This window comes from Allobosea sp. (assembly GCF_035944895.1).
Lineage (GTDB): Bacteria > Pseudomonadota > Alphaproteobacteria > Rhizobiales > Beijerinckiaceae > Allobosea.
Map to the genome: position 1 here is coordinate 494,385 of NZ_DASZAT010000012.1, position 15,450 is coordinate 509,834.

General features: G+C 67.2%; 17 protein-coding genes. 13 read left to right on the forward strand and 4 right to left on the reverse strand.

Annotation, left to right across the window (positions count from 1 at the left end):
• Window positions 1-3 precede the first annotated feature (3 nt).
• Complete coding sequence (gene ubiE, locus VGV58_RS24475) at window positions 4-765, reverse strand: bifunctional demethylmenaquinone methyltransferase/2-methoxy-6-polyprenyl-1,4-benzoquinol methylase UbiE (RefSeq protein WP_326876657.1); 762 nt, start codon at window positions 763-765, stop codon at window positions 4-6.
• 95 nt (window positions 766-860) lie between these two features.
• Here ubiE and mutM point away from each other — a divergent pair, with 95 nt between their 5' ends.
• Together mutM and VGV58_RS24485 are read left to right on the forward strand one after the other, a co-directional pair.
• Window positions 861-1,751 (forward strand): bifunctional DNA-formamidopyrimidine glycosylase/DNA-(apurinic or apyrimidinic site) lyase, encoded by an 891-nt coding sequence (mutM, locus tag VGV58_RS24480; protein WP_326876658.1) that lies wholly within the window; start codon window positions 861-863, stop codon window positions 1,749-1,751.
• A gap of 8 nt (window positions 1,752-1,759) precedes the next feature.
• Window positions 1,760-2,341, forward strand: a complete 582-nt coding sequence (locus tag VGV58_RS24485) for a chloramphenicol phosphotransferase CPT family protein (RefSeq protein ID WP_326876659.1) — start codon at window positions 1,760-1,762, stop codon at window positions 2,339-2,341.
• Here the strand turns inward: VGV58_RS24485 and VGV58_RS24490 are convergent, their stop codons facing one another.
• On the reverse strand, window positions 2,342-2,815 hold the full coding sequence (locus VGV58_RS24490) for an SRPBCC family protein (protein ID WP_326876660.1): 474 nt from the start codon (window positions 2,813-2,815) through the stop codon (window positions 2,342-2,344).
• 182 nt (window positions 2,816-2,997) lie between these two features.
• On the opposite strand from VGV58_RS24490, the gene VGV58_RS24495 reads away from it, so the two are divergent.
• The 10 genes from VGV58_RS24495 to VGV58_RS24540 all read left to right on the forward strand — a co-directional run bounded on the left by VGV58_RS24495 (window position 2,998) and on the right by VGV58_RS24540 (window position 12,857).
• On the forward strand, window positions 2,998-3,771 hold the full coding sequence (locus VGV58_RS24495) for an enoyl-CoA hydratase (protein WP_326876661.1): 774 nt from the start codon (window positions 2,998-3,000) through the stop codon (window positions 3,769-3,771).
• A gap of 119 nt (window positions 3,772-3,890) precedes the next feature.
• Window positions 3,891-4,889 carry a threo-3-hydroxy-L-aspartate ammonia-lyase gene (locus VGV58_RS24500; protein WP_326876662.1) on the forward strand — a complete coding sequence of 333 codons (999 nt, stop codon included), beginning with the start codon at window positions 3,891-3,893 and terminating at the stop codon, window positions 4,887-4,889.
• Entirely contained in the window at window positions 4,886-5,281 is a 396-nt protein-coding gene (locus VGV58_RS24505; protein ID WP_326876663.1) for a RidA family protein, read from the forward strand. Before VGV58_RS24500 ends, VGV58_RS24505 begins: the two co-directional genes overlap by 4 nt.
• A 170-nt stretch (window positions 5,282-5,451) precedes the next feature.
• Complete coding sequence (gene rpsT / locus VGV58_RS24510) at window positions 5,452-5,718, forward strand: 30S ribosomal protein S20 (RefSeq protein ID WP_326876664.1); 267 nt, start codon at window positions 5,452-5,454, stop codon at window positions 5,716-5,718.
• A gap of 790 nt (window positions 5,719-6,508) precedes the next feature.
• Window positions 6,509-8,023: a chromosomal replication initiator protein DnaA gene (gene dnaA, locus VGV58_RS24515; RefSeq protein WP_326876665.1), complete on the forward strand. Its 1,515-nt coding sequence runs from the start codon at window positions 6,509-6,511 to the stop codon at window positions 8,021-8,023.
• Between the two features lie 137 nt (window positions 8,024-8,160).
• Window positions 8,161-9,279 (forward strand): DNA polymerase III subunit beta, encoded by a 1,119-nt coding sequence (dnaN, locus tag VGV58_RS24520; RefSeq protein WP_326876666.1) that lies wholly within the window; start codon window positions 8,161-8,163, stop codon window positions 9,277-9,279.
• 15 nt (window positions 9,280-9,294) lie between these two features.
• Window positions 9,295-10,422, forward strand: a complete 1,128-nt coding sequence (recF, locus tag VGV58_RS24525; protein WP_326876667.1) for a DNA replication/repair protein RecF — start codon at window positions 9,295-9,297, stop codon at window positions 10,420-10,422.
• Between the two features lie 64 nt (window positions 10,423-10,486).
• Window positions 10,487-11,803 carry a methyl-accepting chemotaxis protein gene (locus VGV58_RS24530; RefSeq protein WP_326876668.1) on the forward strand — a complete coding sequence of 439 codons (1,317 nt, stop codon included), beginning with the start codon at window positions 10,487-10,489 and terminating at the stop codon, window positions 11,801-11,803.
• 87 nt (window positions 11,804-11,890) lie between these two features.
• The gene (locus VGV58_RS24535; RefSeq protein WP_326876669.1) at window positions 11,891-12,505 is read left to right on the forward strand and encodes a LysE family translocator; all 615 of its coding nucleotides are present in this window, start codon (window positions 11,891-11,893) and stop codon (window positions 12,503-12,505) included.
• Window position 12,506: 1 nt separating this feature from the next.
• Window positions 12,507-12,857, forward strand: a complete 351-nt coding sequence (locus VGV58_RS24540) for a cupin domain-containing protein (RefSeq protein WP_326876670.1) — start codon at window positions 12,507-12,509, stop codon at window positions 12,855-12,857.
• Window positions 12,858-12,860: 3 nt separating this feature from the next.
• On the opposite strand, the gene VGV58_RS24545 is transcribed toward VGV58_RS24540, so the two are convergent.
• Together VGV58_RS24545 and hrcA are read right to left on the reverse strand one after the other, a co-directional pair.
• Entirely contained in the window at window positions 12,861-13,517 is a 657-nt protein-coding gene (locus VGV58_RS24545; RefSeq protein WP_326876671.1) for an ankyrin repeat domain-containing protein, read from the reverse strand.
• Window positions 13,514-14,596, reverse strand: coding sequence for a heat-inducible transcriptional repressor HrcA (gene hrcA / locus VGV58_RS24550; RefSeq protein WP_326876672.1), 1,083 nt, complete (start codon window positions 14,594-14,596; stop codon window positions 13,514-13,516). The genes VGV58_RS24545 and hrcA overlap by 4 nt, the downstream gene beginning before the upstream one ends.
• A gap of 137 nt (window positions 14,597-14,733) precedes the next feature.
• On the opposite strand from hrcA, the gene rph reads away from it, so the two are divergent.
• Window positions 14,734-15,450: a ribonuclease PH gene (gene rph / locus VGV58_RS24555; RefSeq protein WP_326876673.1), complete on the forward strand. Its 717-nt coding sequence runs from the start codon at window positions 14,734-14,736 to the stop codon at window positions 15,448-15,450.

Consider the following 15,450-nt stretch of genomic DNA (forward strand, 5'->3'; position numbering starts at 1 on the left):
CCGTCACAGCTTCCAGCCGGAATGCAGCGCCACGACCCCGCCGGTCATCGGCGTGAAGCTGGCGCGACGGAAGCCCGCCTCGGCGATCATGTTGGCGAAGACCTGCGGGCGCGGGAACTTGCGGATCGATTCGACCAGATACTGGTAGGGCTCGGCCTCGCCCGTCACCATCCTGCCCATCGGCGGGATGACGTTGAAGGAATAGGCCTCGTAGATCTTGTCGAGGACAGGCACGTCGACATGGGAGAATTCGAGGCAGAGGAAACGGCCGCCACGCTTCAGCACGCGATAGGCCTCGGCCAGCGCCTTCTCGATGCGCGGCACGTTCCTGATGCCGAAGGCGATGGTGTAGGCGTCGAACGTCGCGTCCGGCAGCGCCAGCTCCTCGGCATTGCCCTGGACGAAACGGATGCGGTCGTCATCGGGAAAGCGCTTCTGGGCGCGCTCGCGCCCGACGGCGAGCATCTCGGCGTTGATGTCGAGCACGGTGACGTCGGTCTGCTGTCCGCCCTCCTCCAGCACCTTGAAAGCGACGTCGCCAGTGCCGCCGGCGACATCGAGATGATGGAAAGGCCGGTCGCGCGGCGGCTTCAGCGCGGTGAGCAGCGCCTCCTTCCAGGCGCGATGCAGGCCGGCCGACATCAAGTCGTTCATCAGGTCATAGCGGCCGGCGACCTTGTGGAAGACGTCGTCGACCTTGGCCTGCTTCTCGCCAAGCGGCACGTTCTCGAAGCCGAAATGGGTGGTGTCGGAGGCTGCTGTCACGGTTGGGCCGCTCTTGTGTTCGGGTGAGGCGATGAATAGCGAAAGCATCGGGCCTTGTCGCGGGCCCTCTCGACGCATGCTGAAGAGCCGATGCCATGCCTGAACTTCCCGAGGTCGAAACCGTCCGGCGCGGGCTGGAGCCCGCCATGCTCGGCGAGCGCTTCGCGCGCGTCGAGCAGAACCGGCCCGATCTGCGCTTCCCCCTGCCCGAGCGCTTCACCGAGCGCCTGACCGGGCGGCGGGTCGAGGCGCTGTCGCGGCGGGCGAAATACCTGATCGCCGATCTCGACGACGGGCAGGCACTGGTCATGCATCTCGGCATGAGCGGGCGCTTCATCGTCGAGGCCCCCGGCACGCCGCCGACCGAGCCCGGCGCCTATTACAACGAGATCGGCCGGCATCTCGTTCACGACCATGTCGTCTTCCATCTCGGTTCCGGCGCGCGGGTCACCTATAACGACGTCCGCCGCTTCGGCTTCATGGATCTTTTGCCCCGCGCCGGGCTGGAAACGTCGAAGCATTTCGCCGGGATGGGCATCGAGCCGCTCGGCAACGAGCTCTCCGGCGAGCTTCTGGCCAAGCTGTTCTCCGGAAAAGTCGCGCCGCTGAAGGCGGCCTTGCTCGACCAGCGGCTGATCGCCGGACTCGGCAATATCTATGTCTGCGAAGCACTGTTCCGCGCCGGGCTGCACCCCGAAGCCGAGGCCGGCTCGCTGGCGACGCCGACCGGCAAGCCGCGCGAGAAGGCGCATCTGCTGGCTGGGATCATTCGCGACGTGCTGGAGGAGGCGATCGCCGCCGGCGGCTCGACCTTGCGCGACTTTGCCCATGCCGACGGCTCGCTCGGCTATTTCCAGCATCGCTTCAAGGTCTATGACCGCGAGGACGAGCCTTGCGTCACGCCGGGCTGCGACCATCTGATCAAGCGGCTGGTGCAGTCCGGGCGCTCGACCTTCTATTGCGAGAGCTGCCAGAAGCGGGCCTGAGAATCACCATGTCCGGCAGCCCTCGTCCGCCCGGCAGGATCATCCTGCTCAACGGTGCCTCCAGCAGCGGCAAATCCTCGCTGGCGCGCGCGGTGCAGGCCCGGATCGAGGAACCGTTCTGGCATATCTCGATCGACCATCTCCGCGATTCCGGCGTGCTGCCGACGGCGCGCATCCGCTCTGGCGAATTCCAGTGGGCCACAATGCGCGATGCCTTCTTCGAGGGCTTCGAGCAATCGCTGCTGGCCTATGTCCGCTGCGGCAACAATCTGATCGTCGAGCACATCATGGAGAGTCGCGCCTGGCTGCTGCGGCTGGTCCGCCTGCTCGAAGGTCAGGACGTCTTCTTCGTCGGCCTGCATTGCGACCTCGCCGAGCTGGAACGCCGCGAGATCGCCCGCGGCGACCGGCGGATCGGCGATGCGCGCCGCGACTTCCACCAGATCCACAGCTATTGCCGCTATGATGCCGAGCTGGATTCGGCCGTCGCGCCCGAGGCCAATGCCGACAGGCTGATCGCCGCCTGGCGTTCGCGCACGACCCCTTCGGCGCTCCAGCGCCTGCTCGCCGAAGCCGGGCCGGCCGCCTGATCAGGCGTTTTCAATGAACTGGGCGAGGTTCTCCAGCGTCGAGCGCAGGCCGGCATTGTGATCGGCCTTGCCGATGCCGGCCGGGACGTTCTCGCACAGGATCGTCACCTCGGTGCCGTCGCGGACTTCCTTGAAGCGCCAGGTCATGGTCATCGTGCCGGCGAAGGCCGGATCGTCCGAGACGAAGCCGACCTCCCAGACGATGCGCTCGCCAGGATCGAGCGCGATGAAGCGGCCTTCGACGATATCGCTGTCGGCCGTGGCCTTTCCGGGAGCCCCGCTCGGGTCGTCATAGGTCAGGACCATGCGGTAGCTGCCGCCCGGATGCGGCTCGAAGCGCTCGATCGTCGCCCGCATCCCCTTCGGCGGCAGCCAGCGCGACAGCACGGCCGGGTCAGCGAAGGCATTGTAGACCGCGCCGGGCGAGGCCTTGACGAGGCGCGAGGCCGTATCGGTTCGAGTTTTGCCGGTCATGCGCACCTCCTGCTCGGCGGCTACAAACCATCAACGCACGAAGCGCCTTTGCGGTGGCGAAAATTTCCGATGCACGATCGCCGCGGTCATTCAGCCCTAGGCGCAACTTGCATCGGCGCGCATGGACTTCTCCCTGCACCCGCCGCTAATGCTGGCCCGACAACAGCATACGGGAGGCCGCCATGGCTTATGAGACCATTCTCGTCGAGGTGAAGGGCAAGGTCGGCATCATCACGCTGAACCGGCCGCAGGCCCTGAACGCGCTGAACGTCCAGCTGATCGCCGACATCAACGCGGCGCTCGACGGCTTCGAGCGCGACGACGATATCGGCTGCGTCGTCATGACCGGTTCGGAGAAGGCCTTCGCTGCCGGCGCCGACATCAAGGCGATGCAGGAGCGCAGCTATCCCGGCACCTATCTCGACGACAAGTTCGCCGATTGGGACCGGATCGGCCAGCGCCGCAAGCCGATCATCGCGGCGGTCGCGGGCTTCGCGCTCGGCGGCGGCTGCGAGCTCGCGATGATGGCCGATTTCATCATCGCCGCCGACAACGCCAAGTTCGGCCAGCCCGAGATCAACCTCGCCGTCATCCCCGGCGCCGGCGGCACCCAGCGCCTGACCCATGCGATCGGCAAGGCCAAGGCGATGGACCTTTGCCTCACCGGCCGCTTCATGGATGTGAACGAAGCCGAGCGCGCCGGGCTGGTCGCCCGCATCGTCCCGCTCGCCGAGCTGATGACCGAGACGCTGAAGGCGGCCGAGCAGATTGCCTCGAAGTCGCTGCCCTCGCTGCTCTCGGCCAAGGAATCGGTCAATCGCGCCTTCGAGACGACGCTGGCCGAGGGGCTGCGCTTCGAGCGCCGCGTCTTCTCGGCGCTGTTCGGCACGCACGACCAGAAGGAAGGCATGGCCGCCTTCATCGAGAAGCGGAAGCCCGAGTTCAAGAACTACTGACAGAGGCAAGCCCCGGCCGATCAGCGCCACGCATGGCCGGGGCCAATTTCTTTCACTTGAAAGGCCGGCGGCGCTGCTGGACCATGGCTGCTCACTCTTAAGAGCACGCAGGATTTGCCATGACCGCCGCAGCCCGCTCCCTCACCGACGGCATCGCGCTGCCGAGCTATGCCGATGTCGAAGTGGCGGCACAGCGCATCGCCGGCGTCGCGCATCGGACGCCGGCGCTGACCTCGCGCACCGCCAATGAGCGCACCGGCGCCAATCTCGTCTTCAAGGCGGAGAACCTGCAGCGCATGGGCGCCTTCAAGTTCCGCGGCGGCTATAATGCCATCGCGGCACTGACGCCCGAGCAGCGCAAGGCCGGCGTCCTGACCTATTCCTCCGGCAACCACGCCCAAGCGATCGCCTATGCCAGCAGGCTGCTGGGCGCGCCGGCGACGATCATCATGCCGCTCGACGCCCCCGCGGCGAAGGTCGCGGCGACCAAGGGCTATGGCGCTGAGGTCGTCACCTATGACCGCTACACCCAGGACCGGCTCGAGCTGGGGGACCGGCTGGCGGCCGAGCGCGGACTGACGCTGATCCCGCCCTACGATCATCCCGATGTCATCGCCGGCCAGGGCACGGCGACCAAGGAGCTGATCGAGGAGGCCGGCGAGCTCGACGTCCTCCTGGTCTGCCTCGGTGGCGGCGGATTGCTCGCCGGCGCACTCCTGGCGGCCAAGGCGCTCAATCCAGGCTGCAAGGTCTATGGCGTCGAGCCCGAAGCCGGCAATGACGGCCAGCAATCGCTGCGCAAGGGCGAGATCGTCAAGATCGACGTGCCCAAGACCATCGCCGACGGCGCCCAGACCGCCTTCCTCGGCAATTACACCTTCCCGATCATCCGCGATCTCGTCGAGGACATCGTCACCGTGCCGGACGCCGCCCTCGTCGCGGCGATGCGCTTCTTCGCCGAGCGGATGAAGCTCGTGGTCGAGCCGACCGGCTGCCTTGCCGCCGCCGCCGCCTTCACCGGCGCGGTTCCGGTCGAAGGCAAGCGCGTCGGCGTCATCCTGAGCGGCGGCAATGTCGACCTTGCCAGCTTCGCGCGCTTTATCGGCGAGGGCGCGTGAGCGAGATCGAAACGATCCTGTCGCCTGATGTCCCGGCGCCGGCCGGGCATTATGCGCAGGCGGTCGCGTATAAGGATCTGGTCTTCGTCTCCGGCCAGCTCGCGCCGCGCCCCGATGGCAGCCACACTGCTGGCGAGCCCTTCGCGGTGCAGGCGCGCCAGGCGCTCGACAATCTCCTGGCGGTGCTCGACGCCGCCGGCTGCGGCCCGGCCGATGTGCTGAAGGTCACCGCCTATCTGGTCGGGGCCGCGCATTGGCCGCAGTTCAATGCGGTCTATGCCGAGGTCTTCGGGCCGTACAGGCCGGCCCGTGCCGTTGTTCCCGTGCCCGAGCTGCACCATGGCTATCTCGTCGAGATCGAGGCCGTGGCGGTCCGCCGCAAGACGGATTGAAGGCGTCTACGATTCCGCCGTTGACGCCGGGCCCGGCAGGAACTATAGGGTCGGGCCTCGCGGCGGTCTTGCTCCGGCAGGACCGTCGCTCGCATTTTCAACTGAAGGTCCGTGGTCGTGCCAGCCGGCGATAGCCAGGCGCTCACCGCGATGAGGACGAGGACGTTACGATGGCCAACACGACTTCGGCCAAGAAGGCCGCGCGCAAGATCGTGCGGCGCACCGAAGTGAACAAGGCGCGCCGCAGCCGCGTGCGCACCTTCCTGCGCAAGGTCGAGGAGGCGATTGCCTCCGGTGACAAGGGCGCCGCTGCCGCCGCCCTGCAGGCTGCCCAGCCGGAGTTGATGCGGGCCGCTCAGAAGGGCGTGGTTCACAAGAACACCGCTTCGCGCAAGGTCTCGCGTCTCGCTCACCGTATCGGTGCGCTGGCTTCCTGATTGCCGTTCATCAGAGCGGATTTGCGAGCAGTTTTCGACCCGGCCGAAAGGCCGGGTTTTTGTTTGTCCGGTCGATCGCAAAGCGGTGCCCGATGCTGCGCCGCAACACCCGCTGTCAACGGCGATTCCGCAATCTTTCCACGACTTTACCGACTTGACTTCGATATCGTTTTGGTTGTCGAAAACCGTCCCACCCGGGACTTTTGACCGCACAAAATTCCTCCATATTTTTCATCACCTTAGTGGGCAAAGCAATTCAGCTGAGTGAATCCCCGCCCCCCGAATGGGGCAGGGGGCAGGCTTCGAAAAAAAAGATTCGGAGCCGGCGCGAGACCTGCCCGGTAAAGAAAAGCTTAACTTCCCCAACTGATTGCGAGACACCTTCCGGTAGGGCAGACACCGGTCGGAATGCCCCCGAGCCACGAAGCCGGCTGAGGGGGATATTGCCCCCGTTCGAGGCGGCCCTGTATGGTCCTTTTCATCGGCGGGCGGACAGCGATGTTCAACCGGCTCTTCAAAGAATTTTTGACGGTTTTGGCTTACAACCAGGCGGGGTTGGAAGAATGAGCTTCTATGTCTCAAAGATTTAAATGCCTTTGAAATAAACCATAGCTGCGGCTGATCTTTTTAGAACGCGCAGCTCTACCTCGAAAAGCGTTGGGAAGACCTCGCTTCGCGGCTCTCGGGCCGCCGAAGGCGGGCAGCGTTTTTCTCGATGAACAAATCACTGCATGGCCAACCTCGGAAAACGCGGTGGCAACCTGCGCGACAATGGAATGGGGCAATTGGAATGTTCGAGCGGATGGAGACTGGCAATCTGGCCGAGACTGCGGCCACTCCCGTGGTGACCAAGCTTGCCTCGACCGAGCCGGCCAGCGTCGCCGGGACCAAGGATCGGTGGGACAGGGTCCGCCGGCGCCTGCGCGCCGAGCTTGGCGAGGACGTCTTCTCGAGCTGGTTTGCGCGTGTCGAGATCGGCGCGGTCGTCGAGGGTGTCGCCCATCTCACCGTGCCGACCCGCTTCCTGAAGAGCTGGCTCGAAGCCCATTATGCCGAGCGCCTGCGGGCACACTGCATGGCCGAGCTCGATGCACCCAACGGGGTCGCCCTTTCGGTGCGCCAGGTGGCGCGCGAGAGCAGCGAACCCTGCCAGGATCTCTCGGCGCAGCGGGCGCGCCCGGCCCAGGCTCGCCCGGCCACCCCGATGTCGGAGGTCGCCCCCGCTTCGGCCGCCACCCCGGCCAGCGACCGCGACCCCATGGACGCCTGCGGCACGCTGCTCGACCGGCGCATGACGTTCCAGAGCTTCGTCGTCGGCAAGTCGAATGCGCTCGCCTTCGCTGCGGCGGAGCGGATCTCGGCGGCCCCCGCCGGCTCGACGCCCTATAACCCGCTCTATCTCCATGCCGGCGTCGGCCTCGGCAAGACGCATCTGATCCAGGCGATCGCCCAGGATGCGCGCCAGCATGGCAAGCGCGTCGCCTATTTCACCGCGGACCGCTTCATGTACGGCTTCGTCGCCGCACTGAAGTCGCAGACGGCGCTCGCCTTCAAGGAGAAGCTGCGCGGCATCGACCTGCTGATCGTCGACGACGTCCAGTTCATCCAGGGCCGCTCGATCCAGCAGGAGTTCGGCCACACGATCAACGCGCTGATCGATGCCGGCAAGCAGATCGTCGTCGCCGCCGACCGGCTGCCCACCGATCTGGAGGCCCTCGACGAGCGCATCCGCTCCCGGCTAGCCGGCGGCCTCGTCGTCGAGATCGGCGAGCTCGACGAGGCGCTGCGGGTCAAGATCCTGACCACCCGGCTCGACGGGCTGAAGGCCGCCCATCCGAGCTTCCACGTCAATCCGGACGTGATCGCCTATGTCGCCAAGCTCGTCGCCACCAATGGCCGCGATCTCGACGGCGCCGCCAACCGCATCCTGGCGCATGCGACGCTGACCGGCGCCAGCGTGACGATGGAGACGGCGGAAGCGGCGATCCGCGATCTGGTCCGGACGCGCGAGCCGCGCCGGGTCAAGATCGAGGACATCCAGAAACTGGTCGCGACCCGCTACAATGTCAGCCGCGCCGACATCCTGTCGGAGCGCCGGACTGCGGCCGTGGTCAAGCCGCGCCAGATCGCGATGTATCTCGCCAAGGCGCTGACGCCGCGCTCGTTGCCCGAGATCGGGCGCCGCTTCGGCGGGCGCGACCACACCACCGTGCTGCATGCGGTGCGCAAGATCGAGAAGGCGATCGTCGAGGACCGTCTCCTCCATGACGAGGTCGATCTCCTGAAGCGCATGCTGCAGGAGTGAGGCGCCAGCCTCCCCTTCTGCGTTAACTGTGCAGGCGGGCTCGCGCGCCCTTGCGCGCGGCCCGGCCGTCCGGCAATGTCGCGGGCCACCTTTCTGCCTGCCGGCTCGCCGCGGGCGCCAGCATGCCAGAAGACGCCATGAAGGTTACGGTCGAACGCTCCACGCTCCTGAAGTCGCTCGGGCATGTCCATCGTGTCGTCGAGCGGCGCAACACGATCCCGATCCTGTCGAACCTCCTGCTGCGCGGCAGCGAGGACGGGCTGAAACTGAAGGCGACCGACCTCGACATCGAGGTGGTCGAGACCGTGCCCGCCGATATCGTCGAGGCCGGCGCGACCACGGTGCCCGCCCACACCCTCTATGACATCGTCCGCAAACTGCCCGACGGCTCGCAGGTCTCGCTCGAGACCACCGGCGAGACCGGCCAGATGGTGCTGCGCTCGGGCCGCTCGCGCTTCACGCTGCAGACGCTGCCGGAAAGCGATTTCCCCGACATCACCGCCGGCGAGATGGCGCATCGTTTCGTGCTGCCGGCCGGCGAGTTCAAGCGGCTGATCGACAAGACCCAGTTCGCGATCTCGACCGAGGAGACGCGCTACTATCTCAACGGCATCTACCTGCACGCCATCGATGTCGACGGGCGCCCGGTGCTGCGCGCCGTCGCGACCGATGGTCACCGCCTCGCCCGCGTCGATACCGCCGCCCCGCAAGGCTCGCTCGGCATGCCCGGCGTGATCGTGCCGCGCAAGGCCGTGGCCGAGATCCAGAAGCTGCTGGAAGACGGCGAGAGCGAGGTCCAGATCGAGCTCTCCGCCACCAAGATCCGCGTCGCCGCCGCCGAGGTCGTGCTGACCTCCAAGCTGATCGACGGCACCTTCCCCGACTATCAGCGCGTCATTCCGTCCGGGAACGACAAGCTGCTCACCGTCGACAGGGGTGATTTCGCAGCCAGCGTCGACCGCGTCTCGACGATCTCGTCCGAGCGCGGCCGCGCCGTGAAGCTCTCCATGGCCGATGGCCGGATGACGCTGTCAGTCACCAACCCCGATTCCGGCTCGGCGACCGAAGAGATCGAGGTCGACTACGATGCCGGCCCGCTCGATATCGGGTTCAATGCGCGCTATCTGATGGACATCGCCGCCCAGCTCGACGGCGACACCGCGCTGCTCAAGCTCGCCGATCCGGGCTCCCCGACGGTGATCCAGGACCGCGAAGGCGCTTCGGCCCTCTATGTGCTGATGCCGATGCGGGTCTGATCCCGGCAAAGCGTCTTGACCGCGGTCGCCCGCCTCACGCTGCAGAATTTCCGCTCCTATCCGGCCCTCGATCTTGCGATCGAGGGCCGGCTCGTTGCGCTGTGCGGCGAGAACGGCGCCGGCAAGACCAATTTGCTCGAGGCGCTCTCGCTGTTCGCGCCCGGCCGTGGCCTCCGCCGCGCCGATCTCTCCGACATGGTTCGCCAGTCCGGCGATGGCGGCTTTGCCGTCTCGATCGGGCTCGCCAATGACGGCGCGCGGCTCGGGATAGGGCTGGAGCCGCCCGATGCCGAGGGAAAGCGGGCACGGCTCGCCCGGATCGACGGCGCTTCCGTCGGCTCGGCGCTGGCCTTCAGCGACTATGTCAGGCTGGTCTGGCTGACACCCGATCTCGACGGGCTGTTCCGCGGCGCTGCCGGCGATCGCCGCCGCTTTCTCGACCGGCTGGTGCTGGCGGTCGATCCTGGCCACGGCACACGCTCGAATGCGCTGGAAAAGGCGTTGCGCTCGCGCAACCGCATCCTCGACGAGAGCCCGCACCAGCAGCGCTGGCTCGACGCCGTCGAGCGCGAGATCGCCGAGCTCGGCGTCGCCGTCGCCGCCGCCCGGGCCGAGACGGTGGCCCGGCTTTCCGCCATCATCGCCCAGACCGCGGACGAGACCTCGCCCTTCCCGCAGGCCGATATCGCGCTGGAAGGCGAGATCGACGCGCTCGTCGCGACCCTGCCGGCGCTCGACGCCGAGGATCGCTATCGCGAGATGCTCCGCGAGATGCGCCCGCGCGACAAGGCGGCCGGGCGCACGCTTGCCGGCCCGCAGGCCTCCGACCTCGCGGTGCGCCATGCCGCCAAGGACATCCCGGCGGGCCAGGGCTCGACCGGCGAGCAGAAGGCGCTGCTGATCGGGCTGGTGCTCGCCCATGCTCGCCTCGTCGCGACGATGAGCGAGCTGCCACCACTGGTCCTGCTCGACGAGGTCGCCGCCCATCTCGACCCGCGCCGGCGGGCAGCTCTCTATGCAACGCTGGCCGAGCTCGGCTGCCAGGTCTGGATGACCGGCGCCGATCCGGCCCTGTTCGGCGATCTCCCGGACGGAGCGCAGCGCTTCCTGGTCACTCCCGGCGAGGTCCGGCAGGCACCCTGAGCGGTTCTCGTCCCGGCCACGGCCCGTGAAAGCTGCTTAACCATTTCGCGCGACACTACGGGCGATGCATCCGTCGCAGCCGTCCTTCACGCAGGCTGAAGCCGCGATCGCCAGCAGGCTGCTGACGATCCTGGAGCCGCATTTCGACGTCTCCACCCGCAAGCTCTACGCCAAGACCTTCAAGCGCGATCTCGACCAGCTCGACGTCGCTTCCGACGAACAGGTGAAATACCGCAAGCTGTTCAAGCTCGAATTCGACGAGCGCTATCGGCTGGCGAAACTGCGCATCGTCGGCCGCGCCAACAACCGCGACATCCTGCTCGCCGACTATCCGCAATTCTTCCTCGAGGACTTCTCGAACTTCCTCGCCGTCCTGGTCGCGCGCTGGAAGCGGCGCTGGGGCCCGGTCGACGAGGCGCTGCGCGTGTTCTGCAAGCTCATGCTCACCGACATCTCCTTTTCGCTAGCCTGCTTCGACGATGCGCTCGAAAGCGATGTCGACAATCGGCTTGGCGCGCTCGAACAGGCCTTTCGCGACGGCATCGGCGAACGCATCTCGGCAATCGAGGCGAGTATGGCGGATGTCGCCGGCTTCTCTGGCCAGCTCTCGACCCAGGCCGGCGCGACACTGTCGGCATTGTCCGGAACGCAGGAGCGACCCGAGCAGGTCGCCGCCTCCGTGGCCGAGATCGTCGCGGCGACGCGACAGTGCCAGCTCGCCAGCGGGCGCATCTCCCAGGAGACGGCGGGTTCGAGCCGCGCTACCCAGGCGGCGAACGCCGAATGCCATGCGATCAGCGACAGCGTCGCGATGCTGCAGCAGGCGAGCGGCCGGATCGGCAGCCTGGTCGAGCTGATCCGCAGCCTCGCCGCGCAGACCAATCTGCTGGCGCTCAACGCAACCATCGAGGCCGCTCGCGCCGGCGAAGCTGGCAAGGGCTTCGCAGTGGTCGCCGCCGAGGTCAAATCGCTCGCCGCGGCCACCAACAACGCGACGCAAACCATCCGCCACGGCGTCGGCGAGGTCGTCGACGCCGGGAGCGCTATCGGAGAAGCCGTACGCGGGCTCGGCCAGACCATGCAGACGCTGCAGGACAGCGCCGATGTCGTCGCCGAATCGGTCGCAGGGCAGGCCAGCCATATCCGCTCGATCGTCGAGCGGGCCGAAAGCTCGTCCTCGGGCGTCGATGCCATCGCGCACCATGCCGCGCTAGTCGAGGGCCTCGCGCGCGAAGCGGCTGCGCTCGCCCGGCAGGTCGACGACCGCGTCCGGGCCACCTCGGCGCAATCGCTGGCGCTGGAACAATCGATCGGCGATTTCCTCGGCGCGATGGGCAAGGCTCGCGCCGAGAAGCGCGGGCGCATCCGCCAGACCGGCTGATCTCTCCCATCACGCAAGGCGATGGGACACATCCGGCGCAGGCTGCTAATCTGACCGCAATAAGCCGATATCAGGGAGCTGCGCCCCATGGATCTCGCCGGGCTTCTGGTTTTCGCCGGTGTCTACTTCCTCGCCGTCGCCTCGCCGGGACCGGGCATCGCCGCGATCGTGGCGCGCTCGCTCTCGACCGGATTCCGGCGGACGGTGCCCTTCGTGCTCGGCGTCGCATCGGCCGATCTGATCTGGCTGAGCTTCTCCGCGCTCGGCCTGACGCTGCTGATGCAGAGCTTCCACGGGCTCTTCCTGGCGATCAAATACGCGGGTTGCGCCTATCTGATCTATCTCGCCTGGAAGCTCTGGACCGCGCCGGTGAAGAGCCTGGAAGACCAGCCGGCGATGCGAGGCGAGGGCGTCCGCCTCTTCCTCGGCGGCGTCGCGCTGACGCTCGGCAATCCCAAGGTGATGGTGTTCTTCGTCTCGATCCTGCCGCTGGTGGTCGACCTGCAGGCACTGACGCCGCTCGCCTTCGTCGAGGTCGCGGTGCTGACCATGCTGATCATCAACGCGACCCTGCTCGGCTACGCCTATGCCGCCGACCGGGCGCGGCGGCTGGTCGCCAGCCCCAGGACGATGCGCCGGATCAACCGCGTCACCGGCGGCGTGATGGCGGGCGCCGCGGCAGCGATCGCGGCGCGCGGCTGAGATGGCCGACAAGCTCGCGCCACGCACCATCGCGCTTGAGGACTGGGCTGAGACACCCGGCGAATGGCATGGCGAGATCCAGGGCTTCGGCGGCGAGGTCTCGCTGATCTTCGTCCGGGCCGAGTCGGGCAAGGGGCCAAGGCTGCACAGCCATCCTTATCCGGAGACCTTCATCGTGCGCGCCGGGCGGGCGCTCTACACGATCGGCGACCGGGAGATCGAGGCTGGGCCGGGCGAGATCCTGGTCGTACCGGCCGGCATGCCGCACAAGTTCCGTAGCCTCGGGCCGGATGTGCTGGAATCGATCGACATCCACGCCAGCGAGCGCTTCGTCACCGACTGGCTGGAATAGGGTTCAGCGCCCGCCAGCGGCCGCGATCAATTTGGCGACCTCGCTCTGGCCGCGCTTGCGGGCATGCTGGAGCGGGCTGACGCCATCCTTGTCGGCAAGATTGGGATTGGCCCCGGCATCGAGCACGAGCCTGGCGACTTCTTGATGGCGCGGGCCGCCATCGCCGAGGATCACGATCTCCAGAAGGCAGGTCCAGCCGAGATTGTTGACGTGATCAACGTCGATGCCGCTGGTCAAAAGCAGCTTGGCCGTCTCGACATGGGCGCGCTCGCAGGCCGGGATCAGCGCATTGCCACCATAGCGATTGCGCAGTGACAAGTCGGGCTTCAGCGGCAGCATCGCCGCGATGATCTCGGTACGGCCGCTGGCGCCGGCGAACAGCCAGGGCGTGTCCTGGTTGGCCGCCTGGGCATTGGGGCTCGCGCCTGCCGCCAGCAGTGCCTTGGCGACGGCGACATGATTGCCGGCGACGGCGAGCAGGAGCGGCGTCTGACGCTGGCCATCGCGCTGTTCGAGATCTGCCTTGGCGGCGATCAGGCGATTCACCGCGGCAAGATCGCCACGGCCGGCCGCTTCGAGCAGGCCGATCTGTGCTTCGCTCGCTCCGGTCATCAGCAGCACTCCCGCCAGGATCGCGCCGGCCCGCAGCCACCGCCTCATCTGCTACCGTCGAGCAGGCGCCCGACCACCTTGGCGGTGTAATCGACCATCGGCACGATCCGGGCGTAGTTCAGCCGGGTCGGGCCGATGATGCCGACGACGCCGACAATGCGCTGGCCGCCATCGCGGAAAGGCGCGGCGATGATCGAGGAGCCCGACATCGAGAACAATTTGTTCTCCGAGCCGATGAAGATGCGCACGCCGTCACCGGCTTCGGCGCGCGAGAGCAGGTCGATCAATTCGGTCTGCGTCTCCAGATCGGCGAAGAGCAGGCGGATGCGCTCCAGATCCTCCTGCGCCTTTAGATCCTCGAGCAGATTGGCCTGGCCGCGCACGATCAGATGCCGGTCGCCCGACGGGCCGGAACTCGTGGCGATGCCCGTCTCGACCAGCCTTGCGGTCAGATCGTCGAGCTCGCGCTCCATCAGGATGCGGCTGTCGGCGATCTCGCGGCGGAGCTCGTCGAGCGTCTTGCCGGCGATGCGGGCATTGAGGAAATTGCCGGCCTCGACCAGCGCCGATGCCGGCAGGCCCGCCGGCAACGCCAGGATGCGGTTCTCGACGGTGCCGTCATCGGCGACGAGCACGGCAAGCGCCCGGCCGGCATCGAGCCGGACGAACTCGATATGGCGCAGGCGGGCATTGGCCTTGGTGGTGACGACGACGCCGGCGCCGCGCGACAGGCCCGACAGCAAGGCCGAGGCCTCGGTCAGCGTCTGGTCGAGCGAGCGGTTGCTGGCGGCAGCCCTGATCTGCGCCTCGATGCGACCGCGCTCATCCGAGGTGAGGTTGCCGACTTCCATCATCCCGTCGACGAAGAAGCGCAGGCCGCGCTCGGTCGGCAGGCGTCCAGCCGAGGTGTGCGGGGCGTAGATCAGCCCGGCTGTCTCCAGATCGGTCATGACGTTGCGCACCGTCGCCGGCGACAGCGCGATCGGCAGCAGCCGGGCGATATTGCGCGAGCCCACAGGCTCGCCCGTGGCCATGTAGCCGTCGACGATCTGACGAAAAATCTCGCGCGAGCGCTGGTCGATCTCGACCAGGCCGCCGGGTGTCTCAGGGCGCGTATGGGCGCTCATTCCGTGGCGAACAACCTCAATTCCATGGCCCATTGTCCCCGCTGGGCATGGCCGGATCAAGTCCCATACCCTGCTCGCCTTGCCGCACTCCGGTTAAGCGCCTACAAGCCGCGGACTCCAGAAGACAGGATGACACGATGAGACCCTCGAAGCGCGCAGCCGACGAGATGCGCAAGGTCACGCTGGAACGCGGCGTGGTGCGCTATGCCGAAGGCTCGTGCATGGTCACCTTCGGCGAGACCAAGGTGCTCTGCGCGGCGACGGTCGAGGAAAAGGGGCCACCCTGGCTGCGCGGCACCGGCAAGGGCTGGGTCACCGCCGAATATTCGATGCTGCCGCGCGCCACCCATGAGCGCACCCGCCGCGAGGTCACTTCGGGCAAGCCTTCGGGCCGGACGCAGGAGATCCAGCGCCTGATCGGACGCTCGCTTCGTGCCGTGGTCGACCTGACCGCGATCGGCGAGCGCCAGATCGTCGTCGATTGCGACGTTCTGCAGGCCGATGGCGGCACCCGCACCGCCTCGATCACCGGCGCCTGGGTCGCACTGCATGACGCGCTGAAATGGATGGAAGGCCGCGGCATGCTGAAGGGCGCCAATCCGTTGAAGGACCATGTCGCAGCGATCTCCTGCGGCATTGTCGCCGGCAACCCCGTGATCGATCTCGACTATGTCGAGGATTCCGGCGCGCAGACCGACGCGAACTTCGTCATCACCGGCGCCGGCGGCCTCGTCGAGGTACAAGGCACCGCTGAGGGTGCACCGTTCACCGAGGAGGAGCTTTTGGCCCTGCTGAAGCTCGCCAAGGGCGGCGTCGGCAAGCTCGTCGCCTTGCAGAAGGCGGCGGTGGCCTGA

Bases quoted from the DNA above. Each gene is read 5' to 3' on its own strand.
- rph (WP_326876673.1), top strand. From the start codon at position 14,734: ATGAGACCCTCGAAGCGCGCAGCCGACGAGATGCGCAAGGTCACGCTG.
- VGV58_RS24490 (WP_326876660.1), bottom strand. From the start codon at position 2,815: ATGACCGGCAAAACTCGAACCGATACGGCCTCGCGCCTCGTCAAGGCC.
- VGV58_RS24535 (WP_326876669.1), top strand. From the start codon at position 11,891: ATGGATCTCGCCGGGCTTCTGGTTTTCGCCGGTGTCTACTTCCTCGCC.
- dnaA (WP_326876665.1), top strand. From the start codon at position 6,509: ATGTTCGAGCGGATGGAGACTGGCAATCTGGCCGAGACTGCGGCCACT.
- VGV58_RS24545 (WP_326876671.1), bottom strand. From the start codon at position 13,517: ATGAGGCGGTGGCTGCGGGCCGGCGCGATCCTGGCGGGAGTGCTGCTG.
- VGV58_RS24485 (WP_326876659.1), top strand. From the start codon at position 1,760: ATGTCCGGCAGCCCTCGTCCGCCCGGCAGGATCATCCTGCTCAACGGT.
- rpsT (WP_326876664.1), top strand. From the start codon at position 5,452: ATGGCCAACACGACTTCGGCCAAGAAGGCCGCGCGCAAGATCGTGCGG.
- VGV58_RS24495 (WP_326876661.1), top strand. From the start codon at position 2,998: ATGGCTTATGAGACCATTCTCGTCGAGGTGAAGGGCAAGGTCGGCATC.
- mutM (WP_326876658.1), top strand. From the start codon at position 861: ATGCCTGAACTTCCCGAGGTCGAAACCGTCCGGCGCGGGCTGGAGCCC.
- hrcA (WP_326876672.1), bottom strand. From the start codon at position 14,596: ATGAGCGCCCATACGCGCCCTGAGACACCCGGCGGCCTGGTCGAGATC.
- VGV58_RS24530 (WP_326876668.1), top strand. From the start codon at position 10,487: ATGCATCCGTCGCAGCCGTCCTTCACGCAGGCTGAAGCCGCGATCGCC.
- VGV58_RS24540 (WP_326876670.1), top strand. From the start codon at position 12,507: ATGGCCGACAAGCTCGCGCCACGCACCATCGCGCTTGAGGACTGGGCT.
- VGV58_RS24500 (WP_326876662.1), top strand. From the start codon at position 3,891: ATGACCGCCGCAGCCCGCTCCCTCACCGACGGCATCGCGCTGCCGAGC.
- dnaN (WP_326876666.1), top strand. From the start codon at position 8,161: ATGAAGGTTACGGTCGAACGCTCCACGCTCCTGAAGTCGCTCGGGCAT.